At 71.7% G+C, this 19,755-nt stretch carries 18 protein-coding genes and 2 pseudogenes; 11 read left to right on the top strand and 9 right to left on the bottom strand.

Features of this window, described 5'->3' with window-relative positions; all coding sequences use genetic code 11:
* Positions 1–18: 18 nt before the first annotated feature.
* From uvrA to AB0E67_RS11525, 7 genes and pseudogenes are all read right to left on the bottom strand, one after another.
* Complete coding sequence (uvrA, locus tag AB0E67_RS11555) at positions 19–2,865, bottom strand: excinuclease ABC subunit UvrA (RefSeq protein ID WP_362024211.1); 2,847 nt, start codon at positions 2,863–2,865, stop codon at positions 19–21.
* 360 nt (positions 2,866–3,225) lie between these two features.
* Entirely contained in the window at positions 3,226–3,804 is a 579-nt protein-coding gene (locus tag AB0E67_RS11550) for a rhodanese-like domain-containing protein (RefSeq protein WP_362024208.1), read from the bottom strand.
* A gap of 155 nt (positions 3,805–3,959) precedes the next feature.
* Entirely contained in the window at positions 3,960–4,706 is a 747-nt protein-coding gene (locus AB0E67_RS11545) for a sulfite exporter TauE/SafE family protein (RefSeq protein WP_362024207.1), read from the bottom strand.
* Positions 4,703–5,194: a rhodanese-like domain-containing protein gene (locus AB0E67_RS11540; protein WP_362024204.1), complete on the bottom strand. Its 492-nt coding sequence runs from the start codon at positions 5,192–5,194 to the stop codon at positions 4,703–4,705. The genes AB0E67_RS11545 and AB0E67_RS11540 overlap by 4 nt, the downstream gene beginning before the upstream one ends.
* A gap of 72 nt (positions 5,195–5,266) precedes the next feature.
* Complete coding sequence (locus AB0E67_RS11535) at positions 5,267–6,631, bottom strand: MBL fold metallo-hydrolase (RefSeq protein WP_362024201.1); 1,365 nt, start codon at positions 6,629–6,631, stop codon at positions 5,267–5,269.
* A gap of 369 nt (positions 6,632–7,000) precedes the next feature.
* Complete coding sequence (locus AB0E67_RS11530) at positions 7,001–7,681, bottom strand: hypothetical protein (protein ID WP_362024199.1); 681 nt, start codon at positions 7,679–7,681, stop codon at positions 7,001–7,003.
* Between the two features lie 236 nt (positions 7,682–7,917).
* Positions 7,918–8,391, bottom strand: a pseudogene (locus tag AB0E67_RS11525) (response regulator transcription factor); the annotation flags it as partial.
* A 165-nt stretch (positions 8,392–8,556) separates the two neighbouring features.
* Between AB0E67_RS11525 and AB0E67_RS11520 the strand changes: the two are divergent.
* The 4 genes from AB0E67_RS11520 to AB0E67_RS11505 are packed head-to-tail and all read left to right on the top strand — an operon-like array spanning position 8,557 to position 12,327.
* Positions 8,557–9,213 (top strand): hypothetical protein, encoded by a 657-nt coding sequence (locus AB0E67_RS11520; protein WP_362024653.1) that lies wholly within the window; start codon positions 8,557–8,559, stop codon positions 9,211–9,213.
* Positions 9,210–10,286 carry a peptidoglycan-binding domain-containing protein gene (locus tag AB0E67_RS11515; protein ID WP_362024196.1) on the top strand — a complete coding sequence of 359 codons (1,077 nt, stop codon included), beginning with the start codon at positions 9,210–9,212 and terminating at the stop codon, positions 10,284–10,286. Before AB0E67_RS11520 ends, AB0E67_RS11515 begins: the two co-directional genes overlap by 4 nt.
* A complete protein-coding gene (locus AB0E67_RS11510) occupies positions 10,283–11,137 on the top strand; it encodes an ABC transporter ATP-binding protein (RefSeq protein WP_362024193.1) in 855 nt (284 codons plus the stop codon). Before AB0E67_RS11515 ends, AB0E67_RS11510 begins: the two co-directional genes overlap by 4 nt.
* Positions 11,134–12,327: an ABC transporter permease gene (locus AB0E67_RS11505; protein ID WP_362024192.1), complete on the top strand. Its 1,194-nt coding sequence runs from the start codon at positions 11,134–11,136 to the stop codon at positions 12,325–12,327. Before AB0E67_RS11510 ends, AB0E67_RS11505 begins: the two co-directional genes overlap by 4 nt.
* Before the next feature lie 297 nt (positions 12,328–12,624).
* Here the strand turns inward: AB0E67_RS11505 and AB0E67_RS11500 are convergent, their stop codons facing one another.
* Together AB0E67_RS11500 and AB0E67_RS11495 are read right to left on the bottom strand one after the other, a co-directional pair.
* Entirely contained in the window at positions 12,625–13,488 is an 864-nt protein-coding gene (locus AB0E67_RS11500) for a peptidoglycan-binding protein (protein ID WP_362024650.1), read from the bottom strand.
* Positions 13,489–13,838: 350 nt separating this feature from the next.
* Positions 13,839–14,345: a DUF4232 domain-containing protein gene (locus AB0E67_RS11495; RefSeq protein WP_362024189.1), complete on the bottom strand. Its 507-nt coding sequence runs from the start codon at positions 14,343–14,345 to the stop codon at positions 13,839–13,841.
* Between the two features lie 303 nt (positions 14,346–14,648).
* On the opposite strand from AB0E67_RS11495, the gene AB0E67_RS11490 reads away from it, so the two are divergent.
* The 7 genes and pseudogenes from AB0E67_RS11490 to AB0E67_RS11460 all read left to right on the top strand — a co-directional run bounded on the left by AB0E67_RS11490 (position 14,649) and on the right by AB0E67_RS11460 (position 19,563).
* On the top strand, positions 14,649–15,185 hold the full coding sequence (locus tag AB0E67_RS11490) for a VOC family protein (protein ID WP_362024186.1): 537 nt from the start codon (positions 14,649–14,651) through the stop codon (positions 15,183–15,185).
* A complete protein-coding gene (locus AB0E67_RS11485; protein WP_362024183.1) occupies positions 15,178–15,981 on the top strand; it encodes a MerR family transcriptional regulator in 804 nt (267 codons plus the stop codon). Before AB0E67_RS11490 ends, AB0E67_RS11485 begins: the two co-directional genes overlap by 8 nt.
* 40 nt (positions 15,982–16,021) lie before the next feature.
* Positions 16,022–16,336, top strand: a complete 315-nt coding sequence (locus AB0E67_RS11480; protein ID WP_362024181.1) for a TetR family transcriptional regulator C-terminal domain-containing protein — start codon at positions 16,022–16,024, stop codon at positions 16,334–16,336.
* 341 nt (positions 16,337–16,677) lie between these two features.
* A complete protein-coding gene (locus tag AB0E67_RS11475; protein WP_362024178.1) occupies positions 16,678–17,145 on the top strand; it encodes an NUDIX hydrolase in 468 nt (155 codons plus the stop codon).
* 29 nt (positions 17,146–17,174) lie between these two features.
* Positions 17,175–17,365, top strand: a pseudogene (locus AB0E67_RS11470) (capsule biosynthesis protein CapD); the annotation flags it as partial.
* 281 nt (positions 17,366–17,646) lie between these two features.
* Positions 17,647–18,777, top strand: a complete 1,131-nt coding sequence (locus AB0E67_RS11465) for an NAD(P)/FAD-dependent oxidoreductase (RefSeq protein ID WP_362024175.1) — start codon at positions 17,647–17,649, stop codon at positions 18,775–18,777.
* A gap of 324 nt (positions 18,778–19,101) precedes the next feature.
* Positions 19,102–19,563 (top strand): SUKH-4 family immunity protein, encoded by a 462-nt coding sequence (locus AB0E67_RS11460; protein ID WP_362024172.1) that lies wholly within the window; start codon positions 19,102–19,104, stop codon positions 19,561–19,563.
* The last annotated feature ends 192 nt before the right edge of the window (positions 19,564–19,755 follow it).

The following is a 19,755-nucleotide window of genomic DNA, read 5'->3' as shown; positions in this document are numbered from 1 at the left end:
GGCCCCGCCGCGTCATCTTCACCCGACGGGGCCCAGCAGGCCGCCGAGGAAGCGTCCGGTGTGGGACCCGGGGTGGAGCGCGATCTGTTCCGGAGTGCCTTCGGCGATCACCCGGCCTCCGCGGTGGCCGCCCTCGGGTCCCATGTCGACGATCCAGTCGGCCGTCTTGATGACGTCGAGGTTGTGTTCGATGACGACGACCGTGTTGCCGCCGTCGACCAGACGCTGAAGTGCCGTCAGCAGCCGTTCGACATCGGCCGTGTGGAGACCGGTGGTGGGTTCGTCCAGGATGTAGAAGGTGCGTCCGCGCGTGCGGCGCTGGAGTTCCGCGGCGAGTTTCACGCGTTGTGCCTCGCCGCCGGAGAGGGTGGTGGCCGGTTGCCCGAGCTTGACGTAGCCGAGCCCGACGTCGTGCAGGGTCCGCAGGTGGCGGGAGATGATCTGGTGGCCGCCGAAGAAGTCCAGGCTCTCGGCGACGGTCATGGCGAGGACGTCGGCGATGGAGCGGCCCTTGTAGTGGACGTCGAGGGTCTCCCGGTTGTACTGCGCGCCCCGGCAGACCTCGCAGGGGACGTAGACGTCCGGGAGGAAGTTCATCTCCACCTTGATGGTGCCGTCGCCGTAGCAGTGCTCGCAGCGGCCGCCCTTGATGTTGAAGGAGAACCGGCCGGGCCGGTAGCCACGCACCTTCGCCTCGGGGGTCTGGGCGAACAGCTTGCGCAGATGGTCGAAGACACCGGTGTAGGTGGCGGGGTTGGAACGGGGGCTGCGGCCGATGGGCGACTGGTCGACCTGGACGACCTTGTCCATGCGGTCGGTGCCGGTGATGGTGCGGTGCCGTCCCGGGACCCGGTGGGCACGGTGGATCCGCTGGGCCAGGGCGGTGTGCAGGATGTCGTTGACGAGAGTGGACTTGCCGGAGCCGGAGACGCCGGTGACCGCGGTGAACAGGCCGAGGGGGAAGGCCACGGTGACGTCGCGGAGGTTGTGCTCGGAGGCTTCGTGCACGGTCAGCGCGTGTCCGTCCACCGGCGTCCGCCGCTGCTCGGGGACGGGGATCGCGCGCCGTCCGGAGAGGTAGGCGCCGGTGACCGAGCCGGGGTGCGCGCGCAGTTCCCGCACGGTTCCCGAACAGACGACGCGGCCTCCTTCGGTGCCCGCTCCGGGACCGATGTCCACCACCCAGTCGGCGACCTTCAGGGTCTCCTCGTCGTGCTCGACGACGATGACGGTGTTGCCGCGGTCGCGCAGCCGTTGGAGGCTCTCGATGAGACGCCGGTTGTCCCGCTGGTGCAACCCGATGGAGGGCTCGTCGAGCACGTAGAGCACCCCGGTCAGCCCGGCTCCGATCTGGGTGGCGAGCCGGATGCGCTGCGCCTCTCCGCCCGACAGGCTCGCCGCGGGCCGGTCCAGGGAGAGGTAGTCGAGCCCGACGTCCAGGAGGAATCGCAGGCGTTCGCGGATCTCGGCCAGGACGGCTTCGGCGATGCGGCGCTCGCCGTCGGACAGCCGCAGGTCCTGGACGAAGGCGGCGAGCCGGTCGAGGGGCAGCGCGGTGGCGTCGGCGATGTTCCGGCCGCCGACGGTGACGGCCAGGACCCCCGGGGCGAGCCGGCCGCCGCCGCAGGCCGGGCAGGGCACCTCGCGCATGTAGCCGGCGAAGCGGTCCTGGCCGGTGCCCGTCTCCCTCCCCTCGGCGTGGCGGCGCTCGATGTGAGGGATGACGCCTTCGTAGCGGGTGGTGTAGGAGCGTTCGCGCCCCAGACGGTTGCGGTGCGTGACGCGGAGGCGTCGGCCGGAACCGTGCAGGACGAGCTCTCGCACGGAGGCGGGCAGTCGGCGCCAAGGGGTGTCGGTGCTGAAGCCGGCATCCGCGGCGAGGGCGTCGAGGAGACGGGTGAAGTAGTCGGCGCCGCTGGTGTTCGTCCACGGGGCGATGGCGCCCTGGGCCAGTGATCTGGTGTCGTCGGGGACGACGAGCGAGACGTCTACGTCCCTGCGGAAGCCGAGGCCGGTACAGGCGGGGCACGCGCCCCAGGGCGCGTTGAAGGAGAACAGCCGGGGCTCCAGCGATTCCAGGCCGATGTCGTGGGAGCGCGGGCAGGCCATCTTCTCCGAGAACGCCACCTCACGGTCGGCGCCGTCGCGGTCCACGAACTCCACGTGCAGGACGCCGCCGCCCAGGCCCAGAGCGGCCTCCACGGAATCGGTCAGCCGTCGGCGCACGCCCGGCCGCACGGAGACCCGGTCCACGACGACGTCGATGGAATGCCGCCTGCGTTTGTCGAGCGCGGGCGGTGCGGCCAGTCCGAGGACCTCACCGTCCACCCTGACCCTGCTGAACCCGTCGGCACTCAGCCGCCGGAAGACCTCGGCGTGTTCGCCCTTGCGGTCGTGGACGACCGGAGCGAGGACCTGGAAGCGTGTGCCCGGCTCCTCCGAGAGCAACCGGTCGACGATGCGCTGCGGCGTCTGCCGACTGACCGGCTCCCCGCATTCGGGGCAGTGAGGGCGGCCGATGCGGGCGTAGAGCAGACGCAGGTGGTCGTAGATCTCGGTGATCGTCCCCACCGTGGAGCGCGGGTTGCGCGAGGTCGACTTCTGATCGATCGCGATGGCCGGGGAGAGTCCCTCGACGGAATCCACATCAGGCTTGTCGAGCTGCCCGAGGAACTGGCGCGCGTAGGCCGACAACGACTCGACGTAGCGTCGCTGCCCCTCGGCGAAAATCGTGTCGAATGCCAGGCTCGATTTCCCGGATCCCGAGACGCCGGTGAACACGGTCAAAGAGTCCCGGGGGATTTCCACTGAAACGTCGCGGAGATTGTGCTGGCGCGCACCTTTGACGACGAGACGGTTTCTCAACGGGGAACCTCAGACGTTGATCCGGCGGCTGCGGCGGAATGCGTGGCGGCGAGTGGTACCGGCCCCCGCGCACCGTCACGTTAACACCCCGAATCTGCTGCTGAAGGTCCCTGCTGAGTGCACTGGGCATGTACAGATACTCACACTTGACAACAGGGGCAATGGTGTGGACCTCGGAATTTCCGTCGCGGAAATGATTTCCTCAAGGCGCCGTCGAATCCCTTGATTCGTCGAGGAAAGTGTGGGCAAGGAAGCCGCTGAATGGCATGCCCGGCCGATCGCCCGTCTCCGGTACCCGAGGTGCGGGCGGGGCGGGCCCGCGGCTCGGGTCATCGAGCGCCGGCCGCCCCGTGCCGTCGGTCAGCGGTGGCGCAGTGCGGTGAGTGTCGCGGCGAGATCGGCCGCACGGGGGCGGTTGTGCGGCAACTTGGCCAACAGGACGGCCATGCCACAGGTGTTGGTGAGCGCGGAGAAGACGAGGCCGCCCGCGATGCCCGCCGAGAGAAGCTGGAAGGCCGGGTGCACCAGCAGGCCGAGGAGCAGGCCCAGAAGCACCACCGTCCCCGCCGTGAAGCGCACTTGGCGCTCCATGCTCCACTTGGCGCGGGTGTCACAGGCGACGGGCCGTTGCAGGTCGTGCCCTGCGGCGGCCCACGCGCTGGTGCCGCCGGAGAGGGTGGCCGCCGGGATGCCCTGCTCGGCCAGGAGTTCGCAGGCGCCTTCCGAACGGGCGCCGGAAGCGCACACCACGAGGACGTCGCCGCGCTCCGTCGCACGCCGGATCTCGGGCAGCGCGCGCCGGATCTGGTCCAGGGGGATGTTGAGCGAGTCGGGCAGGTGGCCGGAGACGTACTCACCGGGGGTGCGGACGTCGATGACGGTGAGCTCGTGCAGCCGGGCGTGGGCCTGGTCGGCGTCGAGAGCGATGGGGGCGTTCATGGCAGATGTGTTCCTTGATGTCGCCGCCGCCCCGAACCGGGACGCGCGGTACCCCTGGGGGTATTTTTCAGTGTTCTGCGGGGACGGAGGCAGTCGATTCCGTCATCGTCGGAGGGAATCCCGCTCGGACGGCCGGACTCCCGGGCAGGCGGTCATCACACCATCGCGTCCACCAGCATGAAGCCGGCCACCGCCAGCAGGACCAGGGCGAACACCCGTTGAAGGGCGTGCCCGGACAGCTTCGCCGACAGGCGTCTGCCGTCCCAGGCGCCCAGGATCGCCGCGCCGGTGAACGGTGCTATGACGGCCCAGTCCAGGCCGTCGGCCGTACCGGCGCGCATCGCCAGGGCGGCCAGGGAGTTGACGGTGATGACGAGCAGGCTGGTGCCCACGGCCGCCCGCATCCGCATGCCGAGGACGTTCACCAACGCGGGGACGGCGAGGAAGCCGCCGCCCACGCCGAGCACACCGGTGACCGCGCCGAGTCCGGCGCCGGCGGCCGCCGCCCGGCCCGGCCGTGCGCCGGTGGCGCCTTCCGGGGACGGGCGCGGTCTGAGCATGCGGACCGCGGCGGCGGCCGCGATCACGGCGAACGCCGCGGTCAGTACGGCCTCCGGCAGGCGTCCGGCGAGTGCGCCGCCCAGCACGGCCGGGCCGATCCCGGCCGCCGCGAAGAGCAGCCCGGTGCGCCAGCGGACGTTTCCGTCGCGGGCGTGGGCGGACAGGGCGGTGGCCGAGGTGACGGCGACGATGACCAGGCTGGCCGTGGTCGCCGCGACGGGGGTGAAGCCGAGCAGGTAGATCAGGGCGGGGACGGCCAGGACGCTGCCGCCGCCCCCGAGCGCCCCGAGCGCCAGGCCGATGACGGCCCCGGAGACCAGGGCGAGTATCACCGCGCTCACAGGGAGGTCCCGTCCCCGCCCCGCGAGTCCCGGCCCTGCGAGTCCCCGCCCGGCGGCCTGCCCATGTCCTGCGAGTCCCCGCCCGGCGGTCCGTCCTCGACCGGGAGGCTTGTTGCGACCGGGAAGCCCGCCTCGGCCCACTCACGCATGCCGCCGATGACGTCGACGGCCTCGACGCCGCGGGCCCGGAGCAGTTCGGCGGCCTGCCGGGAGCGATTTCCCGACCGGCAGATCACGACGACCGGTCGCTCCCGCGCCTCTGCGGGCAGTGCGGCATCGGCGGTCAGCATCGCGAGGGGCAGGTGCACGGCGCCGGGGGCGTGACCGGCCTGCCATTCGTGGGGTTCGCGTACGTCGAGCAGTACGCAGGTTCCGCGGGCTGCGGAGGCCGCGGTGCTTCCGGCCGCTCGCGCGTGCCCGGTGCGTGCGGCGGCCTCCTGCGCGGTCACCCGTTCCGGGCCGCTCCGGTCGCGTCCGAAGAGGCTCATCGTGGTTCTCGCTCCTGTTCGTTCTCTGGGGTGCGTTGATCGTCTGGGCACGTTGATCCGCGACGGCCGTCGTCAGTGCGTGCGGATCGTGAGCCCGGCCTGCTCGGCCGCGTCGAAGGGGTCGTCGACGGCGACGACGTCCCGGCCCGCGGCGTCGAGCAGGGAGGCGGCGATGGCGGCGCGCATGCCTCCGGCGCAGTGGACCCACACCTGTCCCGCGGGGATCTCGTGGAGGCGGCGGTGCAGGAGGTGGACGGGGATGTGGACCGAGCCCGCCACATGGCCCGCCGCCCGTTCGGACTCCCGGCGGACGTCCAGTACGACGATGCCGTCCCCGGGGTGCTCCGCGAGATCGGCGAACGTGGCTCGCGGGAAGGAGGCCGGGGCCTCGCCCTGCCGCACCCACCCCGACGGTTGTCCGGTGGCCGCGGCGGCCGGGCGGTCGATGCCGACCCGCGCCAGTTCGCGCTGGGCGGTGGCGAGCTGCTCCGCGGATTCGGCGAGCAGGGTCACCGGCTTGCCCCACGGGATCAGCCAGGCCAGGTGGGTGGCGAGCTGCCCCTCGGCCTCGAAGTTGAACGAACCGGCGACATGGCCTTCGGCGAACGCGACCCGGTTGCGCAGGTCCACCACCCACTCACCGGCGGCGAGCCGGGCGGCGATCTCGTCGGCGTCCGCCAGGGCGGGCGGGGTCAGGTCGACCGGGGCGGGGCCCGCGGCGTTGGCCGGTCCCATGTGGGCGTAGTACGCGGGGATGTCGTCCAGGCCGGCCAGCAGATCGGCGACGAAGGTCTCCACGTCACGGGTGAGCGCCTCGTTCGACGCCTTCTCCTTGCCGATCGTGGTGGACTCGCCCGCCGCCTGCCGTGACGAACAGAAGCTGCCGAAGCCGTGGGTCGGCAGCACCGCCGCGTCGTCCGGCAGCTCGTCCGCCAGACGATGTGCGGAGGCGTGCTGCGCCCGCGCGAGGCGCTCCGTCAGCCGCGGCTCGACCAGGTCGGGCCTGCCCACGGTGCCGATCAGCAGCGAACCGCCGGTGAACACCATGACGGCCTTGCCGTTCTCTTCGAGCACGTACGAGGTGTGGTGCGGGGTGTGGCCGGGCGTCGCCAGCGCGCGCAGCGCCAGGCCGGCCTCGGCGTCGATCTCGCTGCGGTCGCCGTCGTGCACGGGCACGCGGTCGTAGGAGACACGGGCCCCGGCGGGGACGAGGTAGGCCGCGCCGGTGAGCCGGGCCAGCTCCAGACCGCCGGTGACGTAGTCGTTGTGGAGGTGCGTCTCGACGACGTGGGATATCCGCACCCCGCGCCGCGCGGCCGCCGCGATCACCTGGTCGATGTCACGGGGCGGGTCGACCACCACGGCCGTCCGCTCGCCGCCCGCCAGGTAGCTGCGGTTGCCGAGCCCTGCCACCTCGATCGTGTCGACGAAGAACATGGGCACTCCCTTCCAGTGATTGCATTTACCCCCCGGGGTATATGCCGACGATAGCATGATACCCCCGGGGGTATTTTTCGGGGCGGGGAGAGCCCGTGCGCGTCGAGACCGAGTGCATCGCGTACGGCCGAGTCGCGACCGGGCTCGGACCGCCGAGCGCGTCGAGAGGGCCGCCCGCACCGACCGCGAATCGGTGATCCCGCGCTCGGCTCGGCATCGCGGTCGTCCCGCTCGCGGAGCCGGTCCCGGAGCCGGTCGTGCAGGTCGTCGGTGGAACGACACAAGGGCTCCTGGTACCGCAGCCGGCCCGGACAACCGCTGCATCCGCCAGGAGTCCCGCCGCGTCACCCGCCCGGCCGGGCGACCTCCTCAGGTACCCCCGAGCCGTTCATGGAGTTCTTCGGCAAAACGCGTCCGGTAGACGCCGTGGACGATGGTCCCGGGAGACTGGTAGCCCCTGTGCTCCGGGTCCGAGACCTCCCCGTCCCACGGCACTACGCGGTCCGGAAGCAGTGGCGCACGGCCCAGATACATCTGCGCGGCCTCTTCCAACCGCACTTCCCCCGCGATCACCGAACTCCATAGCCCGCAGCCCTGCCCGACCACCCACATGCACAGATCTTCGGTGCTGTCCTCGGACCAGACGTCCCCGTCCACGCTCACGCCTTCCGAGAAGTCGGCCAGCGAATCCGCCGCGGACTCGTACGCGAGCGCGAAGGTTTCAAGGACCTTCCGCGGCTGGGACTCCAACCACGATTCCAGGGCGGACAGACGCGGTCGTGTCGCTTCCAGGACTTCCCAGAACCAATCAGGAACATGATCCGGTCCCATTTCGGCTCCCGTGTCGATGGCTGCGGTACCCGCCCGACCGTACAGCGGGGCGGAGACCCCTGGGCACTCCCGGACTTCACCGTGGGTGTGCCACCGGACCTCTTCCGGTCCGGCCGGGCATCTCAAGTCCCGCGCGCCCCGGGCGATCGAGCGCGCCGACCGTATCGATCCCACTGACATGGCCTCACCGCGGCGCTCGCGGTCGAAGCGCTCGGTCACAACACCGACCACGCAGACCTCGACGGGAATGCCCGATTCTGGCCGCGACGGGGCGGCCCGGACGGAGCCGTTCCCACGACGAGGGGGCGAAAGTGCTTCTTGCGGTTCACGGGTGGTCGCGCATCCTCACCTGTTGAGGAACTCCGCACACCGGTACGGGCCCAGCGCGGCGCCCTCGGACGTGCGCCGGGCCGAGGTGGCACGGCGCTTGCCCTCGTGCCCCCCGACCGTACGGTTCACAGGGGCCCGAAGCGGTAGCCGAAGCCCCGCACCGTCTGTATGTACCGGGGCTTGGCCGGTACCTCCTCGATCTTGGCCCGCAGCCTGCCGACCGCCGCGTCCACCAGCCGGGAGTCGCCCAGGAAGCTGTGGTCCCAGACGGATTCGAGGAGCTGTTCGCGGCTGAGGACCCGGCCCGGGGAGGCCGACAGCTCCAGCAGCAGCCGCAGTTCGGTGGGCGGGAGCGGGACGGGGGTGCCGTCCCTGGTGACGGTCAGTCCGGCGCGGTCGATCGTCAGACCGGGCAGATCGGCGTCCTGCCCCTGCCGTGCCGACGGTTCCGCACGGCGCAGCGCGGCCCGGATACGGGCCTGCAGCACGGGCGCGGTGACGGGCTTGACGACGTAGTCGTCGGCGCCGGCCTCCAGCCCGGTCACGATGTCCTCGTCGTTGCCGCGCGCGGTCAGCATGATGACCGGCAGGGTCGCCGATGCACCGCACCGGACGCCGCAGGCCCCGCTCTTCGGGCGGACGACGCTACTTTCGAAACACGCCCTAGTCCGGAACGGGGGCGGACCCGCAGGTCGGGGGCATTGTTACGTTCCCATCATGTGGCCATGGACGGCCCATCATCCGTGGCGGCGAGCGTGGGACGCATGAACTTCCTCACCAGGACGAACCCCCGAGTCATCACCGTCCGCCTGCGCCTGGCCGCCTTTGTGGCCGTGCCGGTGCTCGCGCTCTCCGTCGCCTGCGGCGGGGGCGACGGCGCCGGCGGGACGAAGAAGGACGACACCATCGCCGACGTACCGGAAGCGCCGGCCGAGAGCGCCGCGAAGGACGAGAAGAGCCGGGGCGGGCAGGCCGCGGGCAAGAGCGAGTTCTACGACGCCCAGATGAAGTACGTCCAGTGCATGCGCGCCAAGGGCGGCTACAAGGACTTCCCCGACCCCAGGCTCAGCGGGCACCTCGACTGGGACAAGATCAACGAGATCGGTGCCCAGCCCCACCGCAACGAAGGAATCAAGGGCGGCAAGGGGGGCGCCTGCGTCGACGAGTTCCGGGCCGCCATGGCGGCCGAGCCCCAGCGGGACCAGCAGAAGGACTACGAGTCGATGCTCGCGCACGCCAAATGCATGCGGGACAACGGCGTCTCCAAGTTCACCAATCCGACCATGAGCGGCGGCCACGCCCAGCCGGGCGGCGACCCCAACCCGGCGTCGCCGTCCTTCGACCCGAACTCGCCGACGTACAAGAAGGCCCGTGAGGCGTGCAGGTCGAAGCTGCTCGACGGTCTGGACGGCATGCAGTGAAGCGCCGCACCCTCTCGATCACACTCGGCGCCGTGCTCGTCGCCGCTGTCGCCGGGGGCTTCCTGCTCCCCCTCGACGGAGGCGACGCGGGCGCCTCCGGCGGGAGCGGCGACCTGCCGCCCGCCACCGCGACCGTCGTACGCACCGACCTCGTGCAGTCCAAGACGGTCGACGGCAAGCTCGACTTCGCCCAGCGCCGCGCGGTCAAGTCCGCCGTCGAGGGCACCGTCACGGTGGCAGCTTCCGAAGGGAAGACACTGACCATGGGACAGGCCCTGTACGAACTGAACGACAAGCCCGTCACCCTTCTCTACGGGCCGGTCCCGATGTTCCGCGAGGTGAAGGTCGGCGACCGCGGCACCGACGTACTCCAACTGGAGTGCGCTCTAAGCGACTTGGGGTACGGGGCGAACCTGTACATCGACACGCGGTACGACACGGACACCGAGGCCGCCGTCAAACGGTGGCAGAAGTCCCTGAACCGTGACACCACCGGCAGGGTCGGTCAGGGCGACGTCGTCTTCCAGCCCGGCCCGGTCAAGGTGGTCTCCGCCGACGCGGCGCTCGCCGACCGGGTGGGTCCGGACACGCCGGTCCTGACGATCGCCTCCACCAAGCCCGTCGTACGGGCGCAACTCGACCAGACCGACGGCGCGCTCACCGCGCGCGGGACCAGGGTCGAGGTCACCCTGCCGAGCGGGAAGACCGTGTCCGGCGACGTCGCAGGGACGGTACGCCCGGAGGACTCCGCGGCCGGGGGCGGTGCCGGCGCGCAGGAGGGCATCACCGTCGAGGTCGTCCTGGACGGCGGGGTGAAAGCCGCGTCCGGCGAGGACACCTCGGTGCCGGCGAGCGTGAAGTTCGTCAGCGAGGCGCGCAAGGGGGTCCTCGCGGTCCCCGTCGAGGCGGTCGTCGCGCTGCGGGGAGAGAACGGCGGCTACGGCCTCCAGGTCGTCCGGGGCACCACTTCGACGATGGTGCGGGTGGAGACGGGCATGACCGCCGACGGGCTGATCGAGGTCGGCGGACCGGACGTGCGCGAGGGACTGAAGGTCGGAGTGGCGAAGTCATGACATGGAACCCGGTGATCGAACTGCGCGATGCCGGCAAGGCGTACCCCGGTGGCGTCCACGCGCTGCGTGGAGTGAACCTCACCGTCGAAGAAGGAGAAATGGTCGCCGTGGTCGGCCCGTCCGGCTCCGGCAAGTCCACGATGCTCAACTTCATGGGCACTCTCGACAAGCCCACCACGGGCACCGTCCGGGTCGCCGGATACGACGTGTCCGAACTCTCCGACTCCCGGCTCTCCGCGCTGCGCGCCCGCCACATCGGCTTCGTGTTCCAGCACTTCCACCTGGCGGCGGGGCGCGACGCGGTGGACAACGTCGCCGACGGGCTGCTGTACGCGGGCGTACCGCTGGGCCAACGGCGTGCGCGTGCCCGGGAGGCGCTGGCCAAGGTGCGGCTGGACCACCGCAGCGCACACACGCCGAACGAGCTGTCGGGCGGCGAGAAACAGCGTGTGGCCATCGCCCGCGCCCTGGTGGGAAACCCTCGGTTGCTGCTGGCGGACGAGCCGACCGGGGCGCTGGACACCGCGTCCGGCGAGATCGTCATGGAGTTGCTGCACGAGCTGAACGCGTCCGGCACCACCGTCTGCGTGATCACTCACGACAACGAGATCGCGGACGCGCTGCCGCGCCGGGTCCGGTTCAGGGACGGCGAGATCGTCGCGGACTCGCGTCCCGGCACGCGGCCCGGCGCGCGTGCCGACACAGGACCCGCCGTGCGTTCCGGCGCGGATCCCGGCGCTCGCTCCGGCGCGGGACCGGCCACCCGCTCCGGCGCGGAGCCCACCGCACGCTCCGGCGCGGGATCCGGCCCAGGACCCGCCTCCCGTACGGAAGAAGAGGCCGGTCGGTGAAGAACGACCTCAGACCGTCCCGCCTCCCTCTCAGCGACCTCGTGCGCGTCGGCGCGTTCGGCCTTCGCGCGCGCCGTGCGCGTGTGGTGCTCTCGGCGCTCGGCATCGCCATCGGCATCGCGACGATGGTCGCGGTCGTCGGTCTGTCCGAGTCGAGCCGTGCGGACCTGATGGCCCGGCTCGACCGCCTCGGCACCAACCTCCTCACCGCCGAGGCGGGCAAGGACGCCATGGGACAGGCGGTCAAGCTCCCCAAGAACGCGGTGGCGATGGTCGAGCGCGTCGGCCCGGTGCTGCACGCCACGGCCACCGCCGACGTCGACGCCCGGATCCGCCGCAGCGACGTCGTCCCCGCGGAACGCACCGCCGGCGTCACCACGCAGGCGGCCCGCCTCGACCTGCTGTCCACGCTCGGCGGGGAGGTGGACAAGGGCGCCTGGCTGGACCCGGCCGGTGAGCGCCTCCCGACGACGGTTCTCGGGGCGGTGGCGGCCGAGCGCCTCGGCATCACCCGCACCGGCGAGACGATCATGATGAACGACATCCGCGTCGTGGTCGTCGGCATCCTCAAGCCTCTCGAACTCGTGCCCACCCTGGACCGGGTGGCGATGGTCGGATTCCCCGCCGCCGAGCGCCACTTCGGCTTCGACGGCCACCCCACCACCATTTTCGAGCGCTCCACGGACGCCTCGGTGGAGGACGTGCGGGCGGTCCTGGCCCGCACCATCAGCCCCGGGGACGAGGCGGGCGTCAAGGTCTCGCGCCCCTCGGACGCGCTGGCCGCCAAGGCCGCCACCGACGAAGGACTGACGACCCTGATGCTCGGCCTGGGCGCGGTGGCCCTCCTGGTGGGCGGCGTGGGCGTGGCGAACACCATGGTCATCTCCGTCCTGGAGCGCCGCCAGGAGATCGGTCTGCGCCGTTCGCTGGGCGCGACCCGCAGCGCGATCCGGCTCCAGTTCCTGACGGAGTCGCTGCTGTTGTCGGCGCTGGGCGGCGTGACGGGCGCGCTGCTGGGAGCGGCGGCGACGTACGGCTTCGCGCGGGTCCAGGAGTGGACCGCGGTGGTTCCGCCCTGGTCCCTGGCGGGTGGTCTGGCCGCCACCCTCCTGATCGGCGTGGTCGCGGGCCTCTATCCGGCGATCCGCGCCTCCCGCCTCCACCCGACGGTGGCCCTGCACGCGACGTGAGGCAGCGGCGTACGGGGTGAGGGGGAGCGGTGCACGGGGGGCCCGGGTGGGACGGTGCGCCGTGCACGACTCCCGGCGGGGAGTGGTGCACGGGACACCCTGGCGGGGCGTGGTGCACGGGACACCCCGGCGGGACGGCGCCCGTACACCATGACGGGGCGGTGCCCGGTACAACCGCCCGCCGCCGGGCGTGGAGGCGCGGCGACCGTCGTGCGCCGGTCCACGGCGGCGCAGCCACCCCCGATTCCCCCGCCCCTGGGCCCACGGGCGGGATCCGCCGGCGCGCGGGCCGGGAGGTCAGCCGACGAGGGCCTCCCAGGTCCTGGGCCCCGCCAGGCCGTCCGCGCTCAGGCGGTTGAGGCTCTGGTACGCGCGTACGGCGGAGTCGGTCGCCGCCCCGAAGCCGCCGTCGACGGCGAGCCCCGCACCGTGCTTGTTCAGTACCGTCTGAAGGGCGCGCACATGCGATCCCGAGCTGCCCCGCCGGAGCGCGTAGACCAGGACCGGCCAGGTCCTGGGACCGACCTGACCGTCCGCCACCAGGCCCTTGGAGGACTGGAACTTCTTGACGGCCTTGACCGACACCGTTCCGTAGGCGCCGTCGGCGCTCAGCGCCGTGCCGCGCCGGGTCATCAGATACTGGACGGCCCGGACGGTCGCTCCCGCGGCTCCGGGGTCGATGGCGGGCCAGCCGCCGCCCAGACGCACACCGCGCGCGGAGAGGAACGTGACGGGGTTGGTCGTGGACCCGAGCCCTCCCGTGTGGGTCTCGAAATGCAGGTGAGGGCCGGTCGCGTTGCCCGTGGCACCCATGTCGGCGATGCGCTGACCGACGGCGACCTTGGCGCCGAGGGCCACCCGGAACGCACTGAGATGCCCGTAGTAGGTGTACCGATCGCCGCCGTGCGCGATGACCAGGCCCTTGCCGGTGCGCCCGGTGAGGACGCCGGTGCCGCGCCGTACCACGGTTCCGGCCGCGGCGGCGTAGACGGCCGTCCCCGTCGAGTTGGTGACGTCCTGGCCGGCATGCGGGTAACCGCCGCGCGGCGCACCGTAGTTCCCGGCCGCGGGGAAGCGGCCCCGGGCGGGGTTGCACCACTTGCCGTCCTTGAGCGTCGCCGCCGAGGCCGAGGGGGTCAGGCCCGGCAGGCCCGCCACCATCACCCCGAGTCCGGCCCCGGTACCGAGCAGCAGCTTTCTGCGTGACAGTGCCGTGAACCGCTGGTTCCCCCTCTCGCCGGACGCGCCGTCGGCCGGACCGCATTGCTCGCACATGTCCTGTCCTCCTGGAGTTCTCGTCGGCTCTACGCGCGTTGCGTTGGCGAGAGCATGCCAGAGGTGCGGGTGGTGCTCCAGGGACCAGGGGCCCAGCGCCGGATACGCCGACGGCGGCTCGTGTCGCGCCATCCGGTTCCCGTCCAGGTGAGGTGAACTCGCGCTGTTCCGCGTACCGTTCAGCTGCGCGGCGCGGTCTGCGGCCGGATGACCCGGGGGACGTCCCCCGGGGCGGGTCAGGCGCCGCGCCGGACCGGGCCGACGAGCGTGCCGGCGGCCACCTCCAGCGCTCCTTCGGCGACGGACGTGCCCGGGATCTCCCCGTCCGGGGCGCGGAGCGTGAACGACGCCTCGTCCGCGGCGGTGCTGCGGGCGTCGTCGGGAACCTGGATGTCGAAGTGCACCGGGTGCCCGGGGCCGAAGGTCACCACGGCGGACTGCTCGCCGTACTGGCCGGCGGTGAGCCCGACGTCCGAACCGCGGTACGAGAAGCGCACATCGGTGGGTGAACCGGCCAGTCGGCAGGAGTCGTAGCCGCGCGGCGCGGTCAGCGTCACGCGGTAGTGGCTGTGCCCCGAGCCGGCCGGCGCCTCGGTGATCTTCGCGGTGTGGTTGGCCGGCCGGCAGGCCGAAGGGGCGTCCTCGCCGGCCGTGGCGGGCGACGCCTGTACGACTCCGGCACCGGCGGCACCCGTCAGTACGGTGGCGGCGACGGTGACGGCGAACTTCCGGTTCCTGCGCATCCTGAACACTCCTTGCCTTGATCAATGGCCCCACGGGTGCGCCTCGTCGGACGTCGGAACCGTGATCGACACGGCTCCTGCCCTCGGCCTTCGCGCTCCTGCCCCTCGGCCCTCGCGGAAAATGTCCCAGGACCGACACGGCCGCGTGGCCGGGCGCGCGTAACCCCATGCGTCAGGGTGAGAAGGATGACCCGTCGGGCTGACCTCCATGGAGGCGACGGGATGTGTCGCATCGTCGGGGCAGGGCGGGGTTCACGGGCGCTGCTTGACCCTCACGTTGCGTGAGGCTGGAGGGTGGGGTGCATGAGCGACTACTACAACGCGTTCGAGATGAGTCCCGTGCCCGACCCCGGCCCGGATGCGGTTCCGCCGGAGCCGTTCCGCGGCATCTATGGAATGCCCGCGTTCGTGACGATCCCCACGAGCGATCTGGCGGCGTCGCTGGACTTCTGGATTCGTGGGCTCGGGTTCTTCGAGCTGTTCAGCATCCCCGGAAGGCTCGTGCATCTGCGCCGGTGGGCGTTCCAGGACGTACTTCTCGTCACGGCGGAGAGCGTTCCGGAGCGGGCACCAGCGATGAGCTTCAGTTTCGCGGGCGTGCTCAGCCAGGTCGATCCCCTTGCCGAGGCCTGTCGTGCGTTGCGCCCGAACTCGGTCGACGGTCCGCGGGACACTCCCTGGAACACCCGCGACGTGGAGGTGATCACCCCCGAGAACGCACGGATCGTCTTCACCGCGGCGAAGCCCTTTGACCCGACCAGTCAGGAGGCGCGGAACCTTGAAGCCATCGGGATCACCCCACCGGACGTCGTCCGCGGCGACAATGAGGAGCATGCCTGATGCCACTGACACCGATGGCCTGACCGTCGGCCAGGTCTCGAAGCGTCTGGGCGTGACAGTCCGCGCGCTGCACCACTGGGACGAGACGGGTCTGGCGCGACCGTCGCTGCGCACGGCTGCCGGTTACCGGCTCTACACCGCTGGTGATCTGGAACGCCTGCACCGCATCGTCGTCTACCGCGAGATCGGTCTCGGCCTGGACAGGATCCGGGACGTCCTGGACGACTCGACCGCAGACGTGCCCGGCGCGTTGCGCGCGCAGCGCACCCAGGTTGCTGAACGGATCGAACGACTCCAGCAGCTCAGCGCCGGACTGGATCGGATGATCGAGGCCCACGAGCGCGGTCTGTTGCTGACCGTCGAGCAGCAGGCCGCGATCTTCGGCCCCCAGTGGAACCCGGACTGGCCCGCCCAAGCCCGTCAGCGCTACGGAGACACGACGCAATGGCGGCAGTACGCCGAGCGCTCGGCCTCTCGCGGTCCGGAGGAATGGCAGGTCGTCGCCGACGCCGTGGCCGATCTCGACCGTGCCCTCGCGGATGCGATGGACGCCGGCGTCACACCTGGAAGCCCGGAGGCCGATCGACTCGTCGAGTGGCACCGCGAAGTCTTTGCTTCGTACTTTCCCCTCACCAGGCAGATGCAGGTCTGCCTCGGCCGCATGTATGAGGCCGATCCGGCATTCGCTGCCCACTACGACGGCATCCGCGCCGGCCTCGCCACGTGGTTCCGTCGAATCATCGACGCCGACGCGCGCGCCCACGGCATCGACCCCGACACCGCGACCTGGCAGTAGGGCGCGGTTCCGGAAGCCCGCATCCGTCCGGCCCGGACGGATGGGGGCGCGCCACCACCTGTACACCTCGTACACGGTCCTGGCCGTGACCGACGAAGCCCTCGCCGCCCAGCCGTCCATCAAGGACCCCGACATGGCCGGGGACACCGTGGCCGGTCTGCTCGGGCAGGCGGCGGAACAAGGGCGCCTGCGGCCCGGCGTGGACCCCCGTGCGGCGGCGGCCGGGCTGCTCGCCATGTCCGCCGGGCTCGGCACCCGAGTCCTCGTCGGCCGGCGCAGCGCGGAGTCGGCCGCCGGGGTGCTCGCCCACCACCTGGACCAAATCTTCCTGCCCGGGCCCGCCGAAGCCTCCTGAGGAGCCGCCCCTGCCCCGGCCCCCGGAGCCCGCCCGACTCGGTCGAGGCGGTGCCGTTGAACGTGCGCCGTCGGGACGAGAGGGCTGCCGACGGCCCGGGGACTTACCGGGCTCCGCCTGCCCCGACGACCGAGGGCCGACTGTCGGACACGTCGGAACGGCCCGTCGCCACCGGAGCGCCGTTCGGCGAGCCGCGTGGATCGACTTCCTTGCCGGCGCCACCACGCGGAACAGAAGTGGCTTGCAGGCAGGAGAAGTTGATCCGGCTCCACCCCGCGCTCATAGTGATGTGCGGATGTCGGACGCCGGGTGTCGGACAGGGGTCGGCGGGAGGATGCGGGATGAGTTTCCGGCTGGCGGCGTACGCCGTGTGCATCGAGGACGGGCGGGTGCTGCTCGCCCGTCATGTACCACCGGAGGGCGAGAGCAACTGGACTCTTCCGGGCGGCGGGGTCGAGCACGGGGAGGATCCGTTCGATGCGGTGATCCGGGAGGTCGCCGAGGAGACCGGCTGCGCCGCGGTGGTCGATCGTCTGCTGGGCGTGGACTCGCGAGTGGTTCCCGCGGCCGTCGCCCGTGTTGGGGTCGAGCACCAGAACGTCGGCGTCTTCTACCGGGTCCGTATCACCGGCGGCCGACTCCGGCCTGAGCCGAACGGCGAAATCGCCGAGTCGGTCTGGACCGCGATCGACGACGTCCCTTGCCTGCGCCGGTCATCGCTCGTGGACATCGGACTCGCTCTGGCCCGGACCCTTCCGGCGACCGGCCACGTCGCGCCCGTCCCGGTCGGCGGCCTGGTCCAGCACTGAGGCATGACGAACATCTGCCGGTCGTCGAGATCGGCCGAGGGGAGGCCCACCGTCGGATCGCCGCGTTCCTGGGTGCCGAAGCCGCGGACGCCGTGCTCGACCTGACGGGTGGCGACGTCAACGACGAGCTGCTCGAGGTACGCGACACCTCTTCCCGGATCACCGGTGCCCCGCCAGGACGGTCCGGCAGCGGGCCTCGGAGAACGCCGGCGCCTTCCGCAGAACGTACGGTCCCGGGCCCGTCGGCCGTACCCCGACGGCGGGGTGGCGGTCATCGGGGCCGGGGGTGACCGTGCGGGCCCTCGCCGTCCGGGGAGCGGGGCGGGAACGCGAGCACGCGCACGATCGGACCGGACACCGAGCCGAATGCCGTTCCGGGCGGATGTCGGGGGCTGATTCGCGGTGTCGGTCCGATGTCGGCGGCTTGTCGGCGGGGCCTGACACCTTTTCGGAGACGGCCGGCCGGAGCTCACCGGCCGGCCCCGATCCCGAGGAGCCACCATGGGCACCGCCGTCACGATCATCGGCGCCGGACTCGGCGGACTCACACTGGCCCGGGTCCTGCAGGTCCACGGAATCCCGGTCACGGTCTACGAGGCCGAGTCCTCCCCGACGGCACGCACGCAGGGCGGAATGCTCGACCTCCACGACTACAACGGGCAGCTCGCGCTCAGGGCGGCCGGCCTGATGGACGAGTTCCACGCCATCGTCCTGGAGGGCCGCCAGGCGATGCGGGTGCTCGACACCGACGGGACCGTCCTGCTCGACAAGGCCGACGACGGCACGGGCGGACGTCCCGAGGTGCAGCGCGGCGAGCTGCGGCAGATCCTGCTCGACTCGCTCCCGGCCGGCACCGTTCGGTGGGGGCACAAGGTCAGCAGTACCCGCGCCCTCGGCGAGAGGCGCCACGAGGTGATGTTCGCCGACGGCACCACCGTCGCCGCGGGACTGCTGGTCGGCGCGGACGGCGCGTGGTCACGGGTCCGGCCGCTGCTCTCCGCCGCCGTACCCGAGTACGCCGGCACGTCGTTCGTCGAGACCTACCTGTTCGACGCCGACACCCGGCACCCGGCCGCCGCGAAAGCGGTCGGCGGCGGGTCGATGATCGCGCCCGCTCCGGGCAGGGAGATCTTCGCCCACCGGGAGAGCGGCGACACCCTGCACACCTACGTGGTGCTGTCCAAACCGCAGGACTGGTTCGCCGCCATCGATTTCACCGATGCCGCCGCGGCAACCGCGCGGATAGCGCAGCAGTTCGACGGCTGGGCGCCGGAACTCACCGCGCTGATCACCGACGGCGACACCGCGCCGGTCCTGCGCCCCCACTACGTCCTGCCGACCGGGCACCGGTGGGACCGGGTGCCGGGGGTGACCCAGCTCGGCGACGCCGCCCACCTCGCGGCCCCGAACGGCGAAGGAGCCAACCTGGCCATGCTCGACGGCGCCGAACTCGGCAAGGCCCTTGCCGCGCACCCCGAAGACACCGAGGCCGCGCTCGCCGAGTACGAGCAGGCCATGTTCCCCCGCAGCACCGCGGTCGCCGCCTTTGACGGTGCCGAGGTCCCCGGGATCGACTCCGACGACAACACGGCCCACAGGCTGATCGACATGTTCACCGAGACGGGACGATGAGCCACTGGAGCGGCCCGGCCCGGCCCGGCCCGGCCCCGGCAAGGGCGATCTCAGCGGCGTCACGGGGCAGTTGCCGACGCCGCGACCGCACAGGTCCACCAGGTCGGTGAACTGTCGCCGGCGCGGGCCGAGCTGTCCCGTAGGCCCTGACGGGCGCCCGACGACAGCTGCGGCACCTCGCCGCGTTGTCGGAGGCACCCGCATACGTCCCGTACGCGCACACCCCTCCGCCTTGCGGTGCACCACATCCGACGCCGCGCACCGATCCGTCATGGATCGCACTGATCCGTCGTGGACTACGGCGACAGCCTTTAGGCTCTCGGCATGAACGACGCCGAACTCGCCTCGCTCCTGGCCGGATGTGCGCGCTGCCCGTACCCCGGAGCATGGCAGGACTCCCCATTTACGGAGCGCACGGTCGACGGTGCGCGGTATGCCCTGGTCGCGGTCGATCCAGGACTGAGCGCGCTCGGGGTCCGGCGTGATGACGGCTCGCTGTGGGGCTTGCCGGAGGACGGCGTTCCGCATCTGGTGAACTCCGGTGTCGAGGCGTTCGTCGCCTTCAACCGCGCGTACGAGGAGGCCGCGGCCGAGGCCGCCGCGTACGAGGGGCCCGGCGACGGTCCCGACGACGCCGAGGCCGTCGACCTGGCCGAGGAGGCCGCCGACGCGCTCACCGAAGCGTTGGTGGAACGATTCGGGACACTTGATGCCGAGGCCGTTGCCGACGAGAACTCCTTCTGGTGCGTCGCCGCCGAGGAACTGGGCTACGGCATGAGCGTGTGACCGCACAGAGCACGTGTTGCCGCGCAGAACATGAAGTCCTCGCCCCCGGGCCCCTGTTGGCGGCGGCGGCCTCCCGCTCGCCGAGCGGTGTAGGACATGCGGGACCGTCAGTGTCCTTCGCTGCCTGAACGGCGACCTTCTCGGTCCGGGGAGTCGACGACCTTCGCCAGTTCGTCGGCGGAATCGGACGCC

It is taken from the genome of Streptomyces sp. NPDC032161 (assembly GCF_040636995.1).
Lineage (GTDB): Bacteria > Actinomycetota > Actinomycetes > Streptomycetales > Streptomycetaceae > Streptomyces.
The sequence above is the reverse complement of the archived record's forward strand: the minus strand, read 5'-3'. Positions and strand labels throughout refer to the sequence as shown.